The 22,318-nt window shown below is 70.3% G+C and carries 21 protein-coding genes; 10 read left to right on the top strand and 11 right to left on the bottom strand.

The features are described from left to right. Window positions 1-67: 67 nt before the first annotated feature. The 4 genes from ACO2Q1_RS14480 to ACO2Q1_RS14465 all read right to left on the bottom strand — a co-directional run bounded on the left by ACO2Q1_RS14480 (window position 68) and on the right by ACO2Q1_RS14465 (window position 4,013). Entirely contained in the window at window positions 68-1,318 is a 1,251-nt protein-coding gene (locus ACO2Q1_RS14480) for a pentapeptide repeat-containing protein (protein ID WP_423330189.1), read from the bottom strand. Further along, window positions 1,315-2,601, bottom strand: a complete 1,287-nt coding sequence (locus ACO2Q1_RS14475; protein ID WP_423330188.1) for a pentapeptide repeat-containing protein — start codon at window positions 2,599-2,601, stop codon at window positions 1,315-1,317. Before ACO2Q1_RS14475 ends, ACO2Q1_RS14480 begins: the two co-directional genes overlap by 4 nt. A 63-nt stretch (window positions 2,602-2,664) precedes the next feature. Next, window positions 2,665-3,264, bottom strand: coding sequence for a bifunctional diaminohydroxyphosphoribosylaminopyrimidine deaminase/5-amino-6-(5-phosphoribosylamino)uracil reductase RibD (locus ACO2Q1_RS14470; protein WP_423330267.1), 600 nt, complete (start codon window positions 3,262-3,264; stop codon window positions 2,665-2,667). A gap of 35 nt (window positions 3,265-3,299) precedes the next feature. Then, window positions 3,300-4,013: a 2,3-bisphosphoglycerate-dependent phosphoglycerate mutase gene (locus ACO2Q1_RS14465; RefSeq protein WP_423330187.1), complete on the bottom strand. Its 714-nt coding sequence runs from the start codon at window positions 4,011-4,013 to the stop codon at window positions 3,300-3,302. A 220-nt stretch (window positions 4,014-4,233) separates the two neighbouring features. On the opposite strand from ACO2Q1_RS14465, the gene ACO2Q1_RS14460 reads away from it, so the two are divergent. Both ACO2Q1_RS14460 and ACO2Q1_RS14455 read left to right on the top strand, forming a co-directional pair. Beyond that, window positions 4,234-5,733: a phosphomannomutase/phosphoglucomutase gene (locus ACO2Q1_RS14460; protein WP_423330186.1), complete on the top strand. Its 1,500-nt coding sequence runs from the start codon at window positions 4,234-4,236 to the stop codon at window positions 5,731-5,733. A 57-nt stretch (window positions 5,734-5,790) separates the two neighbouring features. After that, window positions 5,791-7,119: an FAD/NAD(P)-binding protein gene (locus ACO2Q1_RS14455; protein ID WP_423330185.1), complete on the top strand. Its 1,329-nt coding sequence runs from the start codon at window positions 5,791-5,793 to the stop codon at window positions 7,117-7,119. A 51-nt stretch (window positions 7,120-7,170) separates the two neighbouring features. Here ACO2Q1_RS14455 and ACO2Q1_RS14450 read toward each other — a convergent pair whose 3' ends face one another. Then, on the bottom strand, window positions 7,171-10,002 hold the full coding sequence (locus ACO2Q1_RS14450; RefSeq protein ID WP_423330266.1) for an ATP-dependent DNA helicase: 2,832 nt from the start codon (window positions 10,000-10,002) through the stop codon (window positions 7,171-7,173). A gap of 29 nt (window positions 10,003-10,031) precedes the next feature. Beyond that, complete coding sequence (gene rhuM, locus ACO2Q1_RS14445) at window positions 10,032-11,096, bottom strand: RhuM family protein (RefSeq protein ID WP_423330184.1); 1,065 nt, start codon at window positions 11,094-11,096, stop codon at window positions 10,032-10,034. A gap of 58 nt (window positions 11,097-11,154) precedes the next feature. Between rhuM and ACO2Q1_RS14440 the strand changes: the two genes are divergently transcribed. The 3 genes from ACO2Q1_RS14440 (at window position 11,155) to ACO2Q1_RS14430 (ending at window position 15,437) form a co-directional block, all read left to right on the top strand. Beyond that, window positions 11,155-13,815, top strand: a complete 2,661-nt coding sequence (locus tag ACO2Q1_RS14440) for a ligase-associated DNA damage response DEXH box helicase (protein ID WP_423330183.1) — start codon at window positions 11,155-11,157, stop codon at window positions 13,813-13,815. Further along, complete coding sequence (gene pdeM / locus ACO2Q1_RS14435; protein ID WP_423330182.1) at window positions 13,812-14,555, top strand: ligase-associated DNA damage response endonuclease PdeM; 744 nt, start codon at window positions 13,812-13,814, stop codon at window positions 14,553-14,555. The genes ACO2Q1_RS14440 and pdeM overlap by 4 nt, the downstream gene beginning before the upstream one ends. 93 nt (window positions 14,556-14,648) lie before the next feature. Next, on the top strand, window positions 14,649-15,437 hold the full coding sequence (locus ACO2Q1_RS14430; RefSeq protein WP_423330181.1) for an enoyl-CoA hydratase-related protein: 789 nt from the start codon (window positions 14,649-14,651) through the stop codon (window positions 15,435-15,437). On the opposite strand, the gene ACO2Q1_RS14425 is transcribed toward ACO2Q1_RS14430, so the two are convergent. Genes ACO2Q1_RS14425 through ACO2Q1_RS14410 form a run of 4 tightly spaced genes read right to left on the bottom strand, consistent with a single transcriptional unit; the run spans window position 15,424 to window position 18,420 of the window. Further along, entirely contained in the window at window positions 15,424-16,155 is a 732-nt protein-coding gene (locus tag ACO2Q1_RS14425; RefSeq protein WP_423330180.1) for a lysophospholipid acyltransferase family protein, read from the bottom strand. The genes ACO2Q1_RS14430 and ACO2Q1_RS14425 overlap by 14 nt on opposite strands. A 13-nt stretch (window positions 16,156-16,168) precedes the next feature. Next, window positions 16,169-16,822 carry a YdcF family protein gene (locus tag ACO2Q1_RS14420; RefSeq protein WP_423330179.1) on the bottom strand — a complete coding sequence of 218 codons (654 nt, stop codon included), beginning with the start codon at window positions 16,820-16,822 and terminating at the stop codon, window positions 16,169-16,171. Between the two features lie 9 nt (window positions 16,823-16,831). Then, on the bottom strand, window positions 16,832-17,713 hold the full coding sequence (locus tag ACO2Q1_RS14415; RefSeq protein WP_423330178.1) for an FtsX-like permease family protein: 882 nt from the start codon (window positions 17,711-17,713) through the stop codon (window positions 16,832-16,834). Beyond that, the gene (locus ACO2Q1_RS14410; protein ID WP_423330177.1) at window positions 17,710-18,420 is read right to left on the bottom strand and encodes a cell division ATP-binding protein FtsE; all 711 of its coding nucleotides are present in this window, start codon (window positions 18,418-18,420) and stop codon (window positions 17,710-17,712) included. Before ACO2Q1_RS14410 ends, ACO2Q1_RS14415 begins: the two co-directional genes overlap by 4 nt. 71 nt (window positions 18,421-18,491) lie before the next feature. On the opposite strand from ACO2Q1_RS14410, the gene ACO2Q1_RS14405 reads away from it, so the two are divergent. From ACO2Q1_RS14405 to ACO2Q1_RS14385, 5 genes are all read left to right on the top strand, one after another. Then, window positions 18,492-19,442, top strand: a complete 951-nt coding sequence (locus ACO2Q1_RS14405) for a DUF3426 domain-containing protein (RefSeq protein WP_423330176.1) — start codon at window positions 18,492-18,494, stop codon at window positions 19,440-19,442. 103 nt (window positions 19,443-19,545) lie between these two features. Then, complete coding sequence (locus tag ACO2Q1_RS14400) at window positions 19,546-20,076, top strand: phosphoribosyltransferase (protein WP_423330175.1); 531 nt, start codon at window positions 19,546-19,548, stop codon at window positions 20,074-20,076. 58 nt (window positions 20,077-20,134) lie between these two features. After that, window positions 20,135-20,407, top strand: coding sequence for an antitoxin of toxin-antitoxin stability system (locus ACO2Q1_RS14395; RefSeq protein ID WP_423330174.1), 273 nt, complete (start codon window positions 20,135-20,137; stop codon window positions 20,405-20,407). Then, on the top strand, window positions 20,404-20,712 hold the full coding sequence (locus tag ACO2Q1_RS14390; RefSeq protein ID WP_423330173.1) for a type II toxin-antitoxin system RelE/ParE family toxin: 309 nt from the start codon (window positions 20,404-20,406) through the stop codon (window positions 20,710-20,712). The genes ACO2Q1_RS14395 and ACO2Q1_RS14390 overlap by 4 nt, the downstream gene beginning before the upstream one ends. A gap of 38 nt (window positions 20,713-20,750) precedes the next feature. Continuing rightward, on the top strand, window positions 20,751-21,026 hold the full coding sequence (locus ACO2Q1_RS14385) for a hypothetical protein (protein ID WP_423330172.1): 276 nt from the start codon (window positions 20,751-20,753) through the stop codon (window positions 21,024-21,026). Between the two features lie 3 nt (window positions 21,027-21,029). Here ACO2Q1_RS14385 and lysA read toward each other — a convergent pair whose 3' ends face one another. Further along, window positions 21,030-22,316 (bottom strand): diaminopimelate decarboxylase, encoded by a 1,287-nt coding sequence (gene lysA / locus ACO2Q1_RS14380; RefSeq protein WP_423330171.1) that lies wholly within the window; start codon window positions 22,314-22,316, stop codon window positions 21,030-21,032. Window positions 22,317-22,318 lie beyond the last annotated feature (2 nt).

The raw sequence follows: 22,318 nt of genomic DNA, 5'->3' as shown, positions 1-22,318 counted from the left end.
GATCCTGAGATCAGACGCTTGATCTGAGACGAGGGCGGTCCCGACGGGGCCGCCCTTTTTCGTGGGCTCAGGCCGCCAGCGACGGCGGCAGGCCCGACGCGTGGTGCAGTCGGGCGTCCGTCAGCACCGCCCCGGTCAGATCGGCCTCGTTCAGGGCGGCGCCGGACAGGTCCGCCCCGTCCAGGCGTGCGCCCGCCAGGCTTGCACCGTTCAGACGGGCGTATCTGAGGCGCGCGCCGGCCAGATTGGCGGCCAGGGTGCGGCCGGCGCCCAACGGCAGCGGGCCGAGCCGGGCCCCGGACAGATCGGACTGGTTGAGCAGGGCGTTGGACAGGCGCGCCCCCGACAGATCGGCGCCCCTCAGGTCCGAGCCGCGCAGGTCGGCGCCTTCCAGCTGGGCGCCCTGAAGCGCCGCGCCGCCCAGCTTGACCCCGACCATACAGGCGCCGCGCGCGCTGAGGCCCGGCAGGGACAGACCGCTCAGGCGCGAGGCCAGGGGCCTCAGATCCTCGCCGTCGAAATTCGCCGGCGCGCCCAGAACGCCGCCGCTCTCGGCCCAGGCGTTGGCGTCGAGCGCCATCTGATACAGGTCGTCGGCGCGCTTGATCGCCTCCGGCGTCGGCGAACGCAGGGCGCCCGACAGGTCGGTCCGGTCCAGCCGCGCGCCCTCGACCGCGCAGTCAGTCAGATCGGCCCCGATCAGCCGCGCGCCCGACAGGTTCGCCCCGCCGATGTGGGCGCCTTCCAGCATCGCGCCGGACAGGTCGGCGTCCTTCAGATTGGCGCCCGTCAGGCGGGCGCCGCGCATCGTGCAGTCGGTGAAATCCGCCTTGTGGGCGCTGACCCCGTCGAACCGCGAGCCGTCGAGGGTCGCCCCGGCGAAGGTGGCGCCGTCGGCCAGGCCGACACGGGTCTCGTGCTTGATCTGCGACAGACCGCGCGTGGCGTGGGGAATGGCGATCACCCCTTCGCGGAAATCGGCCTGGGTCAGGTCCGCCTGGGTCAGGTCGGCGCCCTGCAGGCAGACGCCCCGGATATCGGCCCGACGCAGATTGGCCCCGGTCAGGTCCGCCATCCGCATGTCGCAGCCGAACAGCACCGCGCGCTCCAGCCGCGCGCCGCGCAGGGAGGCGCCCTCCAGCGAGGAGCCCGTCAGGTCGGCGTCGTCGAGAATGCGTCCGTTCAGGTTCAGCCCGTTGAGGTCGAGGAACTTCAGCTGGAGCCGACGGCCCCCGGCGCGCCCCTCGATGAACCGTTGGTGGGCGGCCACGAAAAGATCGAGGTCGCCCTGGCCCAGCCGTCTGCGTTCGGCGGTCATGACCTCACCCCTTCTGCGTCGCGCGACGCGACCTCCAGTCCTTTCGCCCCCGTCAGGGCGACATTGGCCAGATCGGCGTCGCGCAGCACCGCCCCGTGCAGCCGCGCCCGGCTGAGATCGCCGCCGGTCAGGGCGGCCTGGCGCAAGTCGGCGCCGGACAGGTCGGCCCCGCGCAGCACGGCGCCGCTCAGATCGGACGGCAGCAATCGGTCGGGGGCGATCATCAACGGGCCCAGCCGGGCCTCGCGCAGATCCGCCCCGTCCAGACGGGCCCCGGCCAGCCGGGCGCCCCGGAGGTCCGCGCCGCGCAGCCGCGTCGCCCGCAGGTCGGCGCCCTCCAGATGCGCGCCCTGAAGCTGCACGCCTTCCATGTCGAGGCCGTAGAAGACGGCGCGCCGGGCCGACAGGGCGGTCAGGTTCAACCCGGCGATGGACCGAAGCGGCCGCAGATCGACGCCGTCGAAGACCGAAGGACGCCCCTCGCGACCGGCGGTCTCGCACCAGCGTGCATGTTCGCCCAGCATGTCGGCGGCCGGAAGCTCGGCGACCGGCGCGGCCGCCGGACGCGCATCGGTCAGGGCGCCGGTCATGTCGGCCCCGTCCGTGCGCCACATCGTAGCCTTGACCCCGACCAGAACCGCGTCGCGCAGGTCGGCCCCGGTCAGATCGGCGCCGGACAGATCTGCGCCCGCCAGATCGGCGTCGCGAAAATTCGCCTGTTTCAGATTGGCCCGGACCAGCTTGCAGTCCTTCATCACCGCGCCGGAGAAGTCGGCAGCCACCGCGACCACGCCCGACAGGCGCGACCGCTGCAGATTGGCGCCCGACAGGATGGCGCCCGAGGCCTGGGCGGCGCGGGAGGCCCTGGGCTCCACCACCCGAAATCCGGCGTCCTGGTCGGCCGTCGCCAGTGTGCCTTCGCGCAGATCGGCCTCGAACATGTCAGCGCCGGTCAGGTCGGCGCCCCTCAGGCAGGCGCCCCGCAGGTCGGCGCGGCGAAGACTGGCCTCGACCAGGACCGCGTCCTGCATGTCCGCCCCGAACAGGACAGCGTTGTCCAGCTTCGCTCCGCTCAGATCACAGCCGATCATGCGCGCGGCGGTGAAGTCGGCGTCCGCCAGATTGCGCCCCCGCAGGCTCAGCCCCGACAGGTCCAGCCAGGCGAAGACGGCGCGGGCCCCGCCCGGCCGGGCCTGCCACAGCCGGTCGTGACGCGCGCAAACCGCGTCCAGCTCGCGCTGGTCGATGCGGCGATAACGGTCTTCGGCTGGAAGCGCCCCCATGGCCCCATCATGCCGCAACGCGCTTAAGGAAGGCTTGCCGGAACCGGGGTCGGATGCGCCGCCCTATTCCGTCAGCAGCCCCTGGGCGGACAGGGTTTCGGCCAGTTCGCCGGCCGGGGTCCACAGACGGGTGTAGCCGGCCTCGCCCAGGCGGGTCAGCTCCGTGACAAGATCTGCGCGCGGCGAGGCCACGAACCGGGCGTCGAAGCCCTGGCCGTCGGCGCTGATCCGCACCATCGGGCGGCCGGTCTCCAACCGGTGCAGGAACCCCTCGCACAGCACACGGGCCTCGGCGCCGAGCAGCCCCGTCTCGACCGTCAGGCCGGACTGACGCAGCCGCTCCGTGCCCCGCCCGGAGGCGAAGGGCGAAGGGTCCAGACAGGCCACCACCACGCGCGCCACCCCGGCCGAGGCCAGATAGTGGGCGCAGGACGCCCGGCCGGACGATCGCGCGCCGCAGGGCTCCAGCGTGACATAGGCGGTGGCGCCTTCGACGTCGGGACCGGCGGCGGGCACGGCCTGTTCCTCCGCATGCGGACGGCCGCCCGGCGCGGTGACCGCCTCGGACAGCACCTTGCCGTCCTTGACGATGACGCAGCCGACCGCCGGATTGGGCCAGGTCTCGCCCATGCGGGCGACGGCCAGGTCGATCGCGCGGCGCATATGGACGGCGTCCGCCTCCTGAGCGGCGGTCAGGGTCAAGGCAGCGGCGGCAGGCTTTCGGCCCGTCCCTCGTCCAGATAGCGCGCGCCCGTGGGCTTCAGATCGGCGTCCAGGTCGATCTCCAGCGGATTGCCGGTCGGGATCTCGACGCCGACGATGCGGTCGTCCGGCACGGCGAACAGCAGCTTAACGATCGCCCGCAGGGAGTTGCCGTGGGCGGCGATCAGCACGTCCTCGCCGGCCTTCAGCCGCGGCGCGATCTCGGCGTCCCAATAGGGCTGAACCCGGTCGAGCGTCGTCTTCAGGCTTTCGGTGTCGGGAATGTCCTTGCCGACATAGCGAGGGTCGGCCGTGAAATCGTATTCCCCGCCCGGCGCGAGGGGCGGCGGCGGCACGTCATAACTGCGTCGCCAGACCAGAACCTGGTCCTCGCCGTGCCTGGCGGCGGTCTCGGCCTTGTTCAGCCCGGTCAGTCCGCCGTAGTGGCGCTCGTTCAGACGCCAGTCCTCGACTGTCGGAACCTCCTTCAGCCCGGCCGACTGCAGGGCCAGAGCGCCGGTCCGGCGCGCCCGCTTCAGCACCGAGGTGAACATCACAGCGGGCCGGAACCCGGCTTCGGCGATCAGTTCGCCGCCCCGGCGCGCCTGGGCCTCGCCCTCTTCGGTCAGATCGACGTCGACCCAGCCGGTGAACCGGTTTTCGAGGTTCCACTGGCTCTGGCCGTGGCGAAGAAGGATCAGGCGCGGCATCGGGGTCTCCGGGGATGGATCGTCTGGCGTAGGGCCGGGGGCCGGGCGGGTCAACCTCGGGCGCCGAGGGCGGGCCTCGGTTGTTTGGCGTGCGCGGGCGGGCTAAGACGTCTGGCCATGTCGGATCGCGCCTTCTTCATCGCCGCCGCCGTCGTCGCGGTCGCCATGATCGCGCTGGCCCTGGTGTGGCCGCAACCGCTCTGACCTCCCAGGACGCCCCATGATCAAGCCTCGCCAGGACCTCGCGCCCAATACGGCCGCGTTCGAGACCACTCCCCTGGTCAAGCCGACCGGGTTCCGCGAGTACGACGCCCGCTGGATCCTGGACAAGGAGATCAACCTTCTGGGCATCCAGGCGCTCGGCCTGGGTCTGGCCACCTATGTGCACGAGATCGGCGTCAAGCCGCGCATCGTCGTCGGCCACGACTTCCGCTCCTATTCGCTCAGCGTCAAACAGGCCCTGATCGTCGGCCTGATGCAGGGCGGGATGGAGGTGCTGGACATCGGCCTGGCCCTGTCGCCCATGGCCTATTTCGGCCAGTTCGCGCTGGAGGCGCCCTGCGTCGCCATGGTCACCGCCAGCCATAACGAGAACGGCTGGACCGGGGTCAAGATGGGGGCCAACCCGCCTGTGACCTTCGGCCCCGACGAGATCGGCCGCCTGAAGGAGATCGTCCTGGGCGGTCTGGGCGTCGAACGTCCCGGAGGCCGTCTGGAGCAGGTCGAGGGCTTCCGCGACCGCTACATCGCCGAGGTGGTCGGCGGCCGGAAACTGAAACGTCCGCTCAAGGTCATCGCCGCCTGCGGCAACGGCACGGCCGGCGCCTTCGCCCCCGACGTCCTGCGCGCCCTGGGGGCCGAGGTGATCGAGATGGACTGCGATCTCGACTACACCTTCCCCAAATACAATCCGAACCCGGAAGATCACGCCATGCTGGTGCAGATGGCGGCGCGCCTGAAGGAGACCGGCGCCGACCTGGCCCTGGGTTTCGACGGCGACGGCGACCGCTGCGGCGTGGTGGACGAGACGGGCGAGGAGATCTTCGCCGACAAGATCGGCCTGCTGCTGGCCCGCGACCTGTCGGCCCTGCATCCGAACGCCACCTTCGTCGTCGATGTGAAGTCGACCGGCCTCTACAAGACCGACGAGGTGCTCAAGGCCAACGGGGCCGAGACCGTCTACTGGAAGACCGGCCACTCCTACATCAAGCGCAAGACCGCCGAGCTGGGGGCCCTGGCCGGGTTCGAGAAGTCGGGCCACTTCTTCCTCGCCGACCCGATCGGGCGCGGCTACGACGACGGTCTGGTGGCCGGCGTCGCCGTGCTGGAGATGCTGGACCGCAATCCGGGCAAGAGCCTGAGCCAGCTCAAGACAGCCTTGCCCGACGCCTGGACCAGCCTGACCATGTCGCCCCACTGCGACGATGAACTGAAATACGGCGTGCTGGAAAAAATCGTCGCCGAATACGAAAAACTGGGCGCCGAGGGCGGCTCCATCCTGGGCCGCAGGATCGTCGAGGTCATCACCGTCAACGGCGCCCGCGTCCATCTGGAGGACGGCTCCTGGGTCCTGGTCCGCGCTTCGTCGAACAAGCCGGAACTGGTCGTGGTGGTCGAGAGCATGCGGTCCGAAGACGATATGCGCGCCCTGTTCCGCGAGGAGGTCAAACCGCGCCTGGCCGCCTATCCCGAGATCGGCGCCTACAACCAGGAAATCTGACGCGAGGGCTGCGTCCCCTTCGCCTTGCGGCGAATGCAGACGAGACGGTTTGACCCCATGAGCGACCCGGCCCAAGGTCAGGCCGTGACCCCTTCCCTGCCTGTAGCGATCGTCGGCGGCGGCTTTTCCGGCGCCATGCTGGCGGCGCGGCTGGCCGAGCGCGGACAGCCGTCCGTCCTGATCGACAGAATCGGCCGCTTCGGCCTCGGCGTCGCCTATTCGACCCCGTTCGACGGACATCTGCTCAATGTCCGCTCGGCCAGGATGAGCGCGGTCGACGGTCGTCCGGACGACTTCACCCGGTGGCTGGCGGCCAACCGACCAGAGCTTGCCGACCCGGACGGCTTCGCCCCCCGCGCCGTCTATGGCCGCTATGTCCAGGACCGCCTTGAGGAAGTCGAGGCCGCCTTCCCCGACATGATCGCACGCCGGACCGGCGTGGTCGCCGCGATCGAACCCGACGGTGTCAGGCTGGATGACGGCGAGACTGTCGCCGCCCGAGCGGTCGTCCTCGCCACCGGCAATCCGGAGCCCCGCTCGACCGAACGCCAGGCCCGCGTCATCCGCGACGGCTGGGCGCCCGGCGCGCTGGACGCGATCGCCGACGACGACGCCGTGCTGATCGTCGGCACGGGGCTGACCATGGTCGACATGCTGCAAAGCCTCCAGGCGCGCGGCTGGCGCGGCCGCTGCACCGCCCTGTCCCGGCGCGGTCTCCTGCCCCGCGCCCACGGCGAACGCCCCGATCCCGCAGCCGCCCTGCCGGCCGAAGCCCGGACGGGTCCCGCGTCCCGCCGGTTGCGCGCCGCCCGGGCGACGGCTGACCAGGCCGGCTGGCGCGAAACGATGGAGGCCTATCGCGCCATCACGGCCGACCTCTGGTCCAGCGCCCCCGTCAGCGTCCGCAGCCGGCTGCTGCGTCATCTGCGTCCGTGGTGGGACGTGCATCGCCACCGTATCGCTCCGCACATCGCCGCCGGGCTCGAGACCCTGATCGCCGCCGGACGGCTGGACGTCCGGGCAGGACGACTGGGGCTGATCCATCTGGAACCGACCGGCCTCTCGGTCGACTGGTCGCCGCGCGGCGGAGGCCTGGCCGAGCCGATAAGGGCCCACTGGCTGATCGACTGCACCGGGCCGGGCCATTCCGCCGCGACGGATCCGCTGACCGCCCCCCTGATCGCGACCGGTCGCGCGCGCATGGATCCGCTGGGTCTGGGGCTGGATCTCGACGGCGAGGGGCGGGTTCTGGGCGCAGACGGCGCGCCCGACCCGCGCCTGTTCGTGCTCGGCCCCCCGGCCCGCGCCGCCTTCTGGGAAACGATCGCCGTGCCCGACATCCGCAAGCGCATCGAGGCCGTCGTCTCGGCCGTGACGGCGACCTGACCTTCAGCGCTGACCGGCCCGTTTCGTCGGCCCGACCCGGCGGCTGCAGGTTCACGCGTTCAGAAACCCGCGCGTCAGTTCGATCGCCTCGACCAGGCTCATCCGCATCACCTCGGCGCCGGGCGGCAGGGCGGCGAACAGCCGGGTCGGGCAGGCGGCGTCCAGCATGACGAACACCCCCCTGTCGTCGGCGCGGCGGATCAGCCGGCCGAAGGCCTGGGCCATACGGGCGCGGGCCAGGGCGTCGTCATAGGTCCGGGCCCCAGCACCCTCCCCTGCGAACCGTCCTCGCCGCGCCTTGTGCAGCAGGTCGGGCCGGGGCCAGGGCACGCGGTCGAACACCAGCAGACGCAGGCTCCGGCCCGGCACATCCACCCCGTCGCGCACCGCATCCGTGCCCAGCAGGCAGCTGTCCCGCTCCGCCCTGAACACATCGACCAAGGCGCCGACCTCCAGCGGATCGACATGCTGGGCGTAGAGCGGCAGGCCGTTCCGCGCCAGGTCCGGCCCCAACCGCTCATAGACCGACTTCAACCGCCGAATGGCCGTGAACAGGCCCAGCGCGCCGCCGCCGGACGCCAGAAACAGTTCGCGCATCGCCGCGGCCGTCTGGCGCGGATCGTCCTTGGCCACATCGGTGACCACGATGACCCGGCTGTTCCCGGCGTAGTCGAACGGGCTTTCGACCTTCAGCGTTCGCGCCGGCTGGACCAGCCGCGCCGCCCCCGACCGCATCCGCGCCAGATCGAACGGATCGCGCCCCTGATCGGCCGCTGCCGCGTCGGTCAGGGTGGCCGAGGTGACCAGCACGCCATGCGCCGGCATGACCACCGCCGCCTCCAGCGGCACCGTCGGGTCGATCCAGTGACGGCGCAGGGCCACGTCATGCACCCGGCCGAACGCCGTCTCGACCGACAGCCAGTCGACGAAATCCGGGTCCGGCTCGTCCGACCCTTCCGACAGCCCCGCCAGCATCGACCGCCAGCCCGGCAGGGTCATTCGCGCCCGCCGGTCCAGTCCGCGCAGGGCGCCCTCGATCCGGGCGCGGGCGGCGCCGTCCAGCTCGGCGGCCTCCTCGTCCAGAATGTCCTCCAGATGCCGCGACAGGGCCAGAAGCGGCGCCTCGATGGCCGCCAGGGCCTGGGCCGCGCCCCGCGCCGTCTCCAGCACCGGCTCGGTCGCCGGCCGCACCGCGCATTCCGCCCCGAACTCGCCCGGCCCTTCGGACGCCCGCGCCCGCACCTGCTCCAGGGCCGCGACCAGGAATTTCTCGATCGGCCCGACGGGATTGACCTCGCCCGACGGCGGGGCGATCCGGCCCGAAACCCCTTCGCCCGGCAGGGCCGCCGCCGCCCGCATGGCGTCGGTCAGGGCGTTGCGCGCCGCCTCATTGTCCGCGCACAGATCGCCCAGCCGCTGCTCCAGCCCCCGCCCGCGACGACCCCGCCCCTCCGGCCCGCGAATCCAGCGCCGCAGCTCGGCCGCCTCCTGCCCCGACAGACAGGCGGAAAAGGCGCTGTCGGCCGCGTCGAACAGATGGTGCCCCTCGTCGAAGACGATCCGTTTCAGGGCCGCGGTCTCCCCGTCCTGCTTCAGGCCCCGGGCCGTCCGCGCGCCGTCGAAGGCGGCCTGGGTCATGACCAGGGCGTGGTTGGCCACGACGATGTCGGCCCGGCGGCTGGCGCGGATGGTCTTTTCGACGAAACAGGTCCGGTAGTGGGGACAGGCGGCATGGACGCACTCCCCTCGGCGATCGACCAGATTGGCCGCCGATGCCTGCTGGCCCGCCGCCGTCGGAAACAGACCTGACAGCCAGCCGGGAAAATCCCCGCCGGTCATGTCGCCGTCACGGCTGTGCAGAGCCCAGCGCGCCACGAGCCCCAGGCCGATCAGATCGCCGTTCCCCAGCTGCGCCGCCTGCACCATCTCCTGCAGGTTCAGCAGACAGAGATAGTTTTCGCGCCCCTTGCGGACCACGGCCTTGCGCTTGCGCTCGGCAGGATCGGGCCACAGGGCGTGGGCCTCGCGGTCGATCTGGCGTTGCAGGGCCCGGGTGTAGGTCGAGATCCAGGCCGCCCCCGCATTCCGCTCGGCCCAGACCGAGGCCGGCGCCAGATAGCCCAGGGTCTTGCCCGTCCCCGTCCCGGCCTCGGCCAACAGGACACGTGGGCGCCCCTCCTCATCGCGCGGCGAAAACGCATAGGCGGCTTCGGCCGCATAGTCCGACTGGGTCGGCCGGGCCTCGTCCAGTCCTGACGCCTGAAGCAGTTTCTCCAGCCGGATGCGCGCGCTTTCGGAATCCACCGGCGCCGACCCCGCCTCTCCGCGCGGCGCCTCGTCCTCCCACTCCGGAAGGCGCGACCAGGCGTCGAGACCCGATCCCCGATGCTGGCGCGTCCTCAGCGGAGCCGCCTGCAAGGCCTCCGCCACGCGCCCGGCCCAGGCCCAGCCTGCCCGGCCCAGGGTCTCGTTCAGGGTGAAGGCGTCCTCCCGTCCCGGATAGGCGGGGTCGGCCAGCTCGGCCAGCAGCGCGCCCGTCGCTTCGCGCAGGGCCGCCGCCAGCGCCTCCGCCCCTCTCGGCTCGTCCATCCCCAGCGCCAGGGCCAGCCCCGCCGGCGACGGGGCGCAGAACCGCGCCGGCCGCACGAAGGCGAACAGCTCCAGCACATCCATCAGGTCCGAAGAACGCGCGGGCGGGCTCAGCCCCAGCCGCCGCGCCGTCAGGGCCGCATGGGCCACCATGACCGGCCCGCCCGTGAACAGCCCCTCGGCCGCCCCCCGCCCGATCTTCCGCGCCCCCTGATCGTCAGCGACCGCCCCTGCGCCCGGCGGCACGGCGAGGGCGGGCGGCAGATCAGAAAGAGCCAACGAAGGCGCGGTCAGGCTGGATGTCGAGGTGCCGTCAACGATCACTACGGTCGTTTCTTGTCTTTCAAGGATTTGGCGATCTGACGGAGTTGATCCTCACCCGCCTTTTCGTTCTCAATCCGCTTCGCGGTCTTGAACGCCTTGATCTCACGAGAGACGTGAGCTGTCGCCTCGGCGTGACTGATGGTCGTGGCCGCACCGAACGGCTTGAGAGGCCTACCATCGAGTTTGATCAGGTCGCGAAGCTTGATCTGGAACTCTCCGAGAGTGGTCAAGCGACGCTGTTCGGCCTGGCTGTCAAAGAACTCCAGCATCAGACTGGTGATGTGGTTCAGCGCCTTGATTTCCGGCTCATGCAGAAGGTTCTTCGCCGTGGCCGCCTCGCTCACCGTGGGCATTTGGCCCTTGAAGCTGACGACACCGGCGTTTTCCTGCCGATGATCCACGCGCTCAACGATGAGTTCGCTCGCCGTTTTTTGAAGCACTGCCCAATGAAGGGTGTTCTGGATGTCAGCGAAGAACTCAGTGTGCTGGCTCTTGTCTCGCGGATCGTAGTCCGCACAGAAGGACGCCAGTTCCAGAATGCGCGTCCACATCCGTTTTTCCGACGAACGGATGTCGCGAATGCGCTCCAGCAATTCATCGAAGAAATCTGGCTTGCCGTCGGGGTTCTTCAGGCGCTCATCGTCGATGACGAACCCCTTGGTCAGATAGGCCATCAGAACTTGGGTGGCCCAGATGCGGAACATGGTTCCAAGGCGCGAACTGACCCGATAGCCGACGGCGATGATGACATCGAGGCTGTAGAGGTTGGTGCGATACGCCTTGCCGTCCGCGGCAGTTATCCGGGATTCCCGGACAACTGAATCTGGCGCCAATTCACCTTCACGAAAAATGTTCTGAACGTGTTCGCTCACAGTGCGGACATCGACGCCGAACATGTGCGCCATCTGGGACTGGGTGGCCCAGAAGGTGTCGCCCAGAACCCGCAATTCGGCGCGCAGGCCGTCTTTCGACACATAGACGAGAAAGCGATCACCCGTGTCGCCATCTTCCCGGATCGTCACCGGGCCGGACGGCTGTGAATCGGGCAGGTGGTCGTCGCTCATCTTGGGAAGTTAACACCGACAAGGATGAAACGGAACGGGAACATGCTATATCGCGGACGTGCCGTCGCCCGCCGTTCCTGCAACGCTTCCCCCCCTGTTCGCCGACTGGTTCGCCCGTCGCGGCTGGACCGCGCGACGGCATCAGCTGGAGATGGTCGCGGCGGCAGAGGCCGGAGCGCATGCCCTGCTGGTCGCGCCGACGGGCGGGGGCAAGACCCTGGCGGGGTTCCTGCCCAGCCTGATCGACCTGGCGGAGCGCGGACCGAGGCCGGAGAGCGGGCCGGGCAGCGGGGTCCATACGATCTACATCTCGCCGCTCAAGGCCCTGACCACCGACGTCGAGCGCAACCTGATGACGCCGATCCGTGAGATCGGGCTGAACATCCATGTCGAGAGCCGCACGGGCGACACCAAGGTGTCCAAGAAGGCGCGCCAGAAGCAGTTTCCGCCCGACATCCTCCTGACCACCCCCGAACAGCTCGCCCTGTTCTGCGCCTGGGACGGGGCCCGCGACTGGTTCGCGGACCTGAAATGCGTCGTGCTGGACGAGGTCCACGCCATTTGGTCCGGCAAGCGCGGCGACCTCCTGAACCTGGATCTGGGGCGGTTGCAGAGTTTCGCGCCCGACCTCCGACGTGTCGCCCTGTCGGCGACGGTCGACGATCCGGCCATGATCGCGGAGTGGCTGGCTCCTGGTCCTTCTCCCCTCGGGGGAGAAGGTGGCCCGGAGGGCCGGATGAGGGGGCTGGCAGCTTCGTCCCTGACTTCGGAAAGCCCGAATGAGTCCAGAGCCCCCTCATCCGAGCGGCTTCGCCGCCCACCTTCTCCCCCGAGGGGAGAAGGAATCCGGATTGTAAAAGGCGATCCCGGCGCGCCGCCGGTGGTGGATGTGCTCGTCAGCGAAGGCCACGTCCCCTGGGCCGGCCATACCGGCCAGCATGCGATTCCGGAGGTCTATGAGGCCATCCGGCGCTCGGGGATGACCCTGATCTTCGTCAACACCCGCTGGCAGTCGGAGTTCGTGTTCCAGCGGCTGTGGGAGATCAATGACGACGACCTGCCCATCGCCCTGCACCACGGGTCGCTGGCCGCCGAGCAGAGGCGGAAGGTCGAGGCGGCCATGGCGCGGGGCGACCTCCGGGCCGTGGTCTGCACCTCGACGCTGGATCTGGGCATCGACTGGGGCGACGTCGATCTGGTCATCCAGCTGGCGGCGCCCAAGGGGGCGAGCCGCCTGGTGCAACGGATCGGCCGGGCCAACCACCGTCTCGACGAGCCCTCTCGCGCCCTGATGGTGCCCGCCAGCCGGTTCGAGATGCTGGAATGTCAGGCGGCGCGCGAGGCGGTGGCGGAGAACGCCTTCGACTGGGAGCCGCATCACACCGGCACGCTCGATACCCTGGCCCAGCACGTCATGGGCGTGGCCTGTTCCGAGCCCTTCCTTATGGACGACCTCTTTGCCGAGGTGACCGGCTGCGGCCCCTATCGCGAACTGTCGTGGGAGGCGTTCGAGGAGGTGGTCGATTTCGTCGCCACCGGCGGCTATGCGCTGCGCGCCTATGACCGGTTCGCGCGGATCGTGAAGGACCGGCAGGGCCGCTGGAAGGTCCGCACCGCCCAGATCGCCCAGCAGCACCGGATGAACGTCGGCGCCATCGTCGCGGCCGGAACCCTGAATGTCCGGTCGGCGCGGCGTCGCGGCGGGGCGTCGGGCGGCTGGGTCGGCGGGCACAAGATCGGCGAGGCCGAAGAGTGGTATTTCGAACAGCTGACGCCCGGCGACACCTTCGTCTTCGCCGGCCGGGTCTGGGCCTTCCGCGACATCGACGGCACCGACGCCCTGGTCACGCCCGCCGAGGACAAGGATCCCCGCATCCCCTCCTGGGGAGGATCGAAGTTTCCGATGTCGACGTCCCTGGCCGACCGGGTGCGCAACCTGATCCAGGACCGCGATCACTGGCGCGTCCTGCCGCCCGACGTGCAGGAATGGCTGGAGTTGCAGGAGAGCCGGTCCGCCATCCCCGACGCGGAATCCATGCTGGTGGAGACCTTCCCGCGCGGTAATCGCCACTTCATGGTCGCCTATCCGTTCGAGGGCGGTCTGGCTCACGGGACGCTGGCCATGCTGCTGACCCGGCGGCTGGACCGGCTGGGCGTCGGGCCGCTGGGCTTCGTCTGCACCGACTATTCGGTCTGCATCTGGTCGATCAAACCCATGGAGGGGCTGGACTGGGACGCCCTGTTCCAGCCCGACATGCTGGGCGACGATCTGGAGGCCTGGCTGGAGGAGAGCTTCATGATGAAGCGCACCTTCCGGAACTGCGCGCTGATCTCCGGCCTGATCGACCGGCGACGGCCGGGGGCCGAGAAGACCAGCCGCCAGGTCGTCTTCTCCACCGACCTGATCTACGACGTGTTGCGGCGGCATCAGCCCGATCATCTGCTGCTGAAGACCGCGCGGGCCGATGCGGCGGCGGGCCTGCTGGACGTCGCGCGACTGGGCCAGCTTCTGACACGGATCGCCGGTCGAATCCGCCCCGTCGCCCTGACCCGCCCCTCGCCCTTCGCCGTGCCGGTGATGGTCCAGATCGGTCGCGAACGGTCGCCGGGCGACGCCGCCGAGATGATCCTCGACGCCTCGGCCGAGGCCCTGATCGCCGAAGTGCTGGACGAGGACCCTTCTCCCCTCGGGGGAGAAGGCCGATATGAAGATCGATGAACGCCCTTCTGCGCCAGACCCTGTCGCCCGCCCGCAATCCCTGCGGCGGCCTGGCCGTGCGGGTGGCCGGCGAGGCCTGCGTTCTGCGCTGCTCCGGCGCCCTGCTGGTCCCGGCGCATGAGCTGCTGATCGTCGCGGACCTGCATCTGGAAAAAGGCTCGGCCTTCGCCGTGCGGGGCCAAATGCTGCCGCCCTACGACACCGCCGCCACCCTGATGCGGCTGGAGGACGAGATCGCCGCCCTGAACCCGGCGCGGGTCGTGCTGCTGGGCGACAGTTTCCACGACCGCGCCGCCGTGCCGCGCCTGTCCGGCGACGACCGCGACCGGCTGGAGCGAATGGCCTTCGGTCGCGACTGGATCTGGGTGGAGGGCAACCACGACAAGGCCGCGCTGGAGACGGATGGCCTCGACCTGCCGGGCAGGGTCGTCGGCGACATGGCGGTCGGGGCGCTCCGCCTGACGCACGAACCCGGGCCGGGCCACAGCCACGAGACGGCCCAGGGCGAGGTCGCCGGCCACCTGCACCCCGCCGCCCGGGTCGCCGCCCATGGCCGCGGGGTGCGCCGCCCGTGTTTCGTCACCGATGGAAACCGCATCCTCCTGCCCGCCTTCGGCGCCTTCACCGGCGGGCTGAACGTGCGCGACCCGGCCATCGCCGGCCTGTTCCCCGCGCCACCCCTGCTGGGGGTCCTCGGCCGCGACAAGGTCCACCCCGTCGCCTGGAGGACCCTCCGCTGACCCGGGGGGTCCGGCGAATTCCGGACGCCGCCTGCTTTGCCTCCATCGCCGCGCGGTCTATGTCGGCGCCGTACCGTTGCGGAGCGAAGCACCATGGCCGACACCTATGACACCCTGCTGATCGAGCGCCACACCGACGGCTATGCGGTCGTGACCCTGAACCGGCCCGAGGCCCTGAACGCCCTCAACTCGGCCCTGTTCGCCGATCTCGCCGCCTTCCTCGACAGCGTGGAACAGGACGACACGGTGCGCTGCCTGATCCTGACCGGCTCGGGCGACAAGGCCTTCGCCGCCGGCGCCGACATCAAGGAGATGTCGGACCAGTCCTACGCCGACATGTATCGGGGCAACTTCTTCGCCCTGGGCCACGACCGCATCACGCGCTTCCGCAAGCCGATCATCGCCGCCGTCAACGGCTTCGCCCTCGGCGGCGGCTGTGAACTGGCCATGCTGTGCGACTTCATCGTCGCCTCGGACCGGGCGAAGTTCGGCCAGCCCGAGATCAACCTCGGCGTCGCCCCCGGCATCGGCGGCTCGCAGCGCCTGACCCGGCTGGTGGGCAAGTCCAAGGCGATGGACATGGTCCTGACCGCCCGGATGATGGACGCCGGGGAGGCCGAACGCGCCGGCCTGGCCTCGCGCGTCTTTCCGCATGAGACCCTGCTGGACGAAGCCCGCAAGATCGCCGCGAAGATCGCTTCCCAGAGCCCGCTGGCCGTCATGGCCAACAAGGAGATGGTCAACGCCGCGCTGGAGACGACCCTGACCCAGGGCGTGCAGTTCGAGCGCCGCCTGTTCCACTCCCTCTTCGCCTTCGAGGATCAGAAGGAGGGCATGGCCGCCTTCGTCGAAAAGCGAAAGCCCGCGTTCAAGGGCCGCTGACGCGCCCTGTCTCCGTCGTCAGGAGGGCGGTTGACGCCGGTTCGATCCGGCTCTCGATCAACTGCATGAAGGCGCCGCGCTTCAGGCCGGCCGGAGCGGGCTCGAGGAATTCGAACACCACCTTGCCCGGATGGCGCTTGAATCCATGCGCCGGCCAGTGGACGCCCGAGTTGGTCGCCACCAGGGCGCAGGACGCCTCCAGATCGCGATAGATCGCCGCCACGCCGGGCTTGTAGTCGCCGGGCGCCCCCGGCGCCGTGCGCGTGCCCTCCGGGAAGATGATGATCTGCCTGCCTTCCGCCAGCCGATCACGGGCCTGACGCGCCATGTCCTTCAGCGCCTTGGCGTGACCCTGACGGTCCACGGCGATCATCCGCGTCTTCCAGGCGAACCAGCCGAAGAACGGCAGGGGCATCAGTTCCTTCTTCAGGACGAAACAGGGGTTGGGCAGGATGGCCAGCAGGGCCACGACGTCGAGCATCCCCTGATGCTTGGCCGCCACCAGGGCGGCGCCGGACGGAACATGCTCCGTCCCCCGCACCTCGACCTCGACTCCGGCGATGTGCTTCAGCCCGAACAGGACCGCCCGCGCCCACATCCGCACCACTTTCAGAGCCACCGGCACAGGCATCAGCAGGGCCGGCGACAGGCCGATCGCATAGACCGGCATCGACAGATACAGCCACAGGGTGAACAGCAGGGACCGCAGGGTCGTCATCGTCTCGGGTCGCTCATTTGGCGGGCGGGACGATCGGCCCGGCCTGATTGGTGACGGTCGGCGGGGCGTCGCGTTCGGGATGGCGGCCGGTCAGGCGGTGCAGGCCCTCGCGACCGAGCACAGCCAGATATTTCATGTATTCCAGCGTCATGCGGCGCGCCGTGACCGCCGCCCTCCACCAGCGTGAATTGTCGAGCGACGGCGTCTCGATGGCGTGCGGGACCAACCGCACCCCCGGCGCGACGCTGCGGATCTCCAGCAGGGCGCGGGGCATGTGATAGTCCGAGGTCACCACGATCAGGCTGCTGTAGTCGTGGCGATCGGCCCAGGCGGCGATCTCCTGGGCGTTGCCGATCGTGTTCTCGGCCTCGAAGCCCAGGTCGACGCAGCAGGTGAACAGCCGCGATGAGCCGGGGGTCAGGGCCTGCAGTTCCTTGCGCTTCACCTCACGATTGACGCCGGAGATCAGCAGACGTTCGCCCTTGCCCTGCTCCAGCAGTCGCACCCCGGCGTTGACCCGTTCGGCCGAGGGGCCGGTCAGGGAGACGATCGCGTCGGCGCGCGCCGGATCGTCGGCGGGCGCGAAGCCGCGCACCCGGTCGGCGAACACGAACAGCCCGACCAGCCACATGAGGGCGATGACGCCGATCAGCGACAGGAATTTCATCCGCCCTACCTACCGTTCCGCGCGGCGACCGCCAAGCACGGTCAAGCCGCCGATCCAGGCGGCGGCCGCCGCGACCGCGCCGGACAGCAGAGGGCACATGACGACCAGCGCCAGATCGCTCCAGGCCACCGGCAGGGCGGCCGTCAGCCCTCCCTCTCCGCCGACGCCGCGCAGGAGACCGGCGACCCCGGCGGCGGCCAGAGCCCCGACGGCGCCGGCGCCGGACGCCAGCAGGCCGTAGCGCCGCATGAACAACCGGGCGATCGCGCCGTCCGTGGCGCCGGACAGGCTGAGCGTCTCGACCGCCTGCCTCTGGGCCTGAAGACCCGCCCGGGTCGCATAGACCACCGCCGCCGCCGCCGCGAGGGCGGTCAGACCGAAGACGGCCAGGGCCAGGGCGGACAGGACGGCGGCCGATCGCTCGACCTCGCCCCGCCAAAGCCGGTGGTCATCCACGGTGGCGTCCAGGCCCGCCTCGGCGAGGGCGCGGCTCATCACCACCGCGCTGGCCGGCGCGTCGCGGTCCAGCCGCACGGTGACCAGATGCGGAACCGGCAGGTCGGCCAGCGCCGCCTCCCCCACCCACGGCCGCAACAGTCGCTCGGCGGTGGCGCGATCCATGGCCTCGGCTTCCTCGACGCCGTCCAGCCCGGCCAGGGTTTCGGCCGCACGACCGGCCGCCGCCGCCCCGGTTTCGTCGACGCGCGGCCGCACCTGGACCGTCGCCTCGGCCCGCAGCCGCCCGGCCCACCCGTGCGCGGCGCGCTCGCCCGCCGCCGCCCCGATCGCCGCCAGGCAGGCGATGAAGCACAGGGCCGCGATCACCGCCGCCAGCCAGGTCTCCCCGGCGGCGTCGCGCGACAGCAGGTCGGGCCGCGACGACAGCTTCATCGCCCCCCCTCCGTCAGGCGACCGTGTTCCAGATGCAGGCGGCGCGCGCCCGATCGATCGGCCAGCGCCTCGTCATGGCTGGCGATCAGCACCGTCGCACCCAGCCGGTTCAGGGCCTGAAACAGTTTCAGCAGTCGATCGGCCATGGCCCGGTCGACGCTGCCGGTCGGCTCATCGGCGACGATCAGGTCGGGCTTGGCCATGACCGCCCGGGCGATGGCGAGCCTCTGCTTCTCGCCGCCGGACAACGAGGGCGGCCGAGCATCCATGCGCTCGCCCAGCCCGACCCAGCGCAACATCTCCTCGACATCGGGCGCATAATCCCTGGCCCGGCCTCCGGCGAGCCGCAGCGGCAGGGCCGCGTTCTCGAACAGGCTCAGATGATCCAGCAGCCGGAAATCCTGAAACACCGCCCCGATGCGGCGACGCACCAGAGGGATCTCGCCGCGCGACAGTCCGGCGGCGTCCCGCCCGAACACCCGCACCTCTCCCGCCGTGGCCCGCGCCGACAGGGTCAGCAACCGCAGCAGCGTTGATTTTCCGGCGCCCGAGGGCCCGGTAAGGAAGTGGAAAGAGCCGGGCTTCAGACTAAGGTTAACGTCCCGCAGCACCTCGGGCGAATCAGCATAGCCGAACCCCACGCCGGTCAGGCGGACGGTCTCGGAAGCGGGTTCGGACACAGTGGCGCGGCGGGGCGGAGAGGACATCTAGGGTTTCAGGACCGGGCGGGAACGCCGCGACAGGAGAGGGGCGGCTTCAAGCCTCACAGTCAGACGACATGATACTGACCTGCCCGTCCTGCGCCACCGGCTATTTCGTGCCCGACGCCGCCATCGGCCCCGAGGGCCGCAAGGTCCGCTGCAAGTCGTGCGGAAATGTGTGGAAGGCCGAACGCGCCGACGAGCCGCTGGAGCTGACCGTCTCCCCCGAGGAAGCTCCGGCCGAGCCCCCGGCGGCCGAGCCCGTCGCCGCCCATCATCTCGCCGGCCTTGCGCCCGAGGCCCTCGCCGAAGCGCCGGCCGAGGAACTGCCCAAGGCCTTCCGCGCCCGCGCCGAACAGTCTCGCCGCCTCAAGCGGGCCGCCGCCCATGGCGTCGTCTGGGCCGGACTGGCCAGCATGTTCGCCGCCATTCTGGCCGGCGCCTGGCTGTTCCGCGTCGAGGTGGTCGAGTTGTGGCCCCGCGCCGCCGCCGCCTACGCCGCTGTCGGGTCTCCGGTGAACGTCGTCGGACTGCAGTTCGAGGCTGTCGGCGCCCGGCCCCTGGCCAATGATCCGGGCACGGTCGTGGTCTCCGGCGCCCTGCGCAACATTCGCGACCACGAGATTTCGTCGCCCCCGATCCGGATCGCCCTGCTGGACGCCCACGGCGCCGAGGTCGCGCACAAGCTTCTCGATGTGCGCAAGGCGCCTGTGCTGCCGGGCAAGGTTCAGGGCTTCGCCGTCCTCCTGCCGGATCCGACGGCCAAGGGCGTCGGCGTCGACGTCCAGTTCGCCAGCGCCGCCGAGCGGCCGAAGCCCGCCGCCCACCCGGCCGAGCCCGCGCCGTCCGCACCGGCTCACGGACCCGCTGCGGAACATCATGTCCCGGCGCCTCCGACGCCCGCCGTTCCCGCTTCGGCCGAGCACGGCCTGCGCCCGGCCTTGAGTCCCGATCTGTCCGCCGCCGCGACCGCCACGCCGGTCGAGGCGCATCCGGTGTCCGACGCCCCGGCTGGACCGGCGCACTAAACCCGACGACGGTCAGGTCAGACGTCGTCCGGCGGCGCGAGATTTCGCGCCTACGGACCTTGGAACCCTCGACAGCCGGCCCATGCGCGCGATACGGCTGGGCATGGCCGATGCTCCCTCTCCCGCCGTCCTGCTTCCCGAGACAGAGGTCGCCCGAGTGGTGGCCGAGATGGCCGCCCGCATCGCCCCCGTCATCGACGACGACACGGTGGCGGTCGTGCTGCTGACCGGCGGCCTGTGGTTCGCCGCCGACCTGACCCGCGCCCTGTCCCGTGTCGGCCGCAACGTCCGTTTCGACGCCCTGTGGCTGGCCTCCTACGGCGACGAACAGAACAGCCGGGGCAAGATCGACGTCTACGCCCCGCTGCAGCGGTCGGTCGAAGGCCGCAAGGTGCTGATCCTGGACGATGTGTTCGACACCGGCCTGTCCCTGGCCGAGGCCGTTCGCATCGCGCAGCAGGCCGGCGCGTCAGAGGTGCTCACCGCCGTCTTCGCCAAGAAGCCCTGGCCCCTGCCCCGCGCGCCCGAGCCCGACTTCGTCGGCTGGGAGGCGCCGAACCGCTTCCTGGTCGGCTACGGCCTCGACCACGCCGGAACCCTGCGCGGCCTGCCCGACGTCTGTGCGCTGGATTGAGTTCACCACCATCACAAGTCAATATAACGTATAGACGTTATCATTACGGAGTGAGCGGATGGCCAAGGACGCCGTATTCACAATGAAGCTGGAGCCGGACCTGCGGGATCAATTCATGGCTGCCGCAGAGGCCGCGCATCGGCCCGCGTCTCAGGTGGTGCGAGAGATGATGCGGGAATTCGTGCATCGCCATACCGAAGCCGCAGCCTACGACGCCTTTCTACGCCGCAAGGTGGAGGTCGCTCGGGAATCTGTCCTCGCCGGCGAGGGGCTGACCGACGATGATGTCGAGGCTGCCTTCGCGGCGCGCCGGGCCAAGATCACGGCGTGAAGGTTCGCTGGACGCCTCAGGCTCTGCAGGACCGCACGGATATCTGGGACTATCTGGTCGTCCGGGATACTCAGGCGGCCCTGGCCATGGACCAAGCCTTCAGCGACGCCCTGCCTCGGCTCCGCGACTTTCCAATGTCGGGACATGAAGGGCGCATCTCCGGGACAAGAGAGCTGATCCCGCACCCAAGTTACCGCCTAGTCTATGAAATCTCCGGCGACACCGTCTGGATTCTGGCCCTGATCCATACCGCCAGACAGTGGCCTCCGGTCAAAGGGTCGGCAGGATCTGGCGCCGCAGATTGAGCCTTGTCTCGTGCCGCAGCCTCCCCAAGGATCGTCTGATGCGTATCTGCCCCCTGATACTGGTCGCCCTTTTCGCCGTCCCCACCCTGTCCGCCTGCACCGACAGCGGCCGGGCTCGCAATGATGTGAAATGGTCGGACCGTCCGGCCGACATCACCTGCTGGACCTATGGCACGCAAAACTTCGCCGGCCGCTCGACCGGCAGGGTCGAATATGACGAGGGCGGGCGGATCTCGTTCGTCGACGCCGCCAACGGCCGCTACACAACGCTCGAGGGCGACTGCCGCGTGGTCTACGCCCCCGCCGCCAAATAGGCCCTACAGCCAGTCGGCCCGCGTCTCGCGCGCCAGCATCTCCTCATAGGAGGGGCGCGGCCGGATGACGGCCCAGCGGTCGCCGTCGACCAGGATCTCCGGCGCCAGCAGCCGGCTGTTGTATTCGCTGGCCATGACCGCTCCATAGGCCCCGGCGCCGGTGAAGACGACCAGATCCCCCGCCTCCAGCGGCGGCAGGGGCCGGTCGCGGGCGAAGGTGTCGCCGGTCTCGCAGACCGGGCCGACCACGTCATAGGCGGTCGGCGAATTGTCGCCGCCCGACGGACGCGCGCGGACCGGCTTGATGTCGTGAAAGGCGTCATACATGGCCGGGCGGACCAGATCGTTCATGGCCGCATCCAGCACCAGGAAGCGACGGCCGTCCTGCCGCTCCGACACCTGGATCACCCGGCTGAGCAGGACGCCGGCGTTGGCGGCCAGCAGACGTCCGGGCTCGAACGCCGCCTCGACCTCCAGCCCGTCCAGCACCGCGGCCGTCATGGCCATATAGTCCTCGATCGAGGCCGTGGCCGCGTCCTCGGCGTAGGGCACGCCCAAGCCGCCGCCCAGATCCAGCCGCGTCACCGACAGCCCCCGCGCCCGCAGCGTCTCGGTCATCGACCGCAGCAGACGGAACGCGCCCTCCAGCGGGGTCAGATCGACGATCTGGCTGCCGATATGACAGGCCAGCCCGACCGGATTCACATGCGGCGAAGCGGCGGCGCGGGCGTAGAGATCCAGCGCCTCCTCGGCCGGGACCCCGAACTTGTCGCCGACGCCGCCGGTGGTGATCTTGGCGTGGCCCCCGGCCCCGATGCGAGGATTGACCCGCACAGCGATGTCCGGGGCCCGGCCCAGCCTCTGGGCGATCGCGACGATCCGGTCCAGTTCGACGGCGCTCTCGATATTGATCTGGCGCACCCCCGTGGTGATGGCGAAGGCCAGTTCATCGTCGGTCTTTCCGACGCCCGACAGGATGATGCGCCCGGCCGGCACGCCCGCCGCCAGCGCCCGGCGGATCTCGCCCTCGGACACCGTGTCCGCCCCGGCACCCAGCTTCGCCAGGGTCGCCAGCACCGAGACGTTGGAGTTGGCCTTCACGGCAAAGGCGATCAGGGCGTCGCCCAGGGCCGCCGGATATTTCGCGGCCGCCTCGGCCAGAAGCGAATAGTGCCGTCGCAGCGTCGCGGACGAATAGACATAGACGGGCGTGCCGACCCGCTCGGCCAGATCGAGCAGCGACACGTCCTCGGCGTGCAGGGCGCCGTCTCTCGGGGTGAAGTGATGCACGT

Source organism: Brevundimonas sp. VNH65, assembly GCF_049445955.1.
In the GTDB taxonomy this organism is placed as follows: Bacteria; Pseudomonadota; Alphaproteobacteria; order Caulobacterales; family Caulobacteraceae; genus Brevundimonas.
This window is presented reverse-complemented; position numbering and strand designations above follow the sequence as displayed.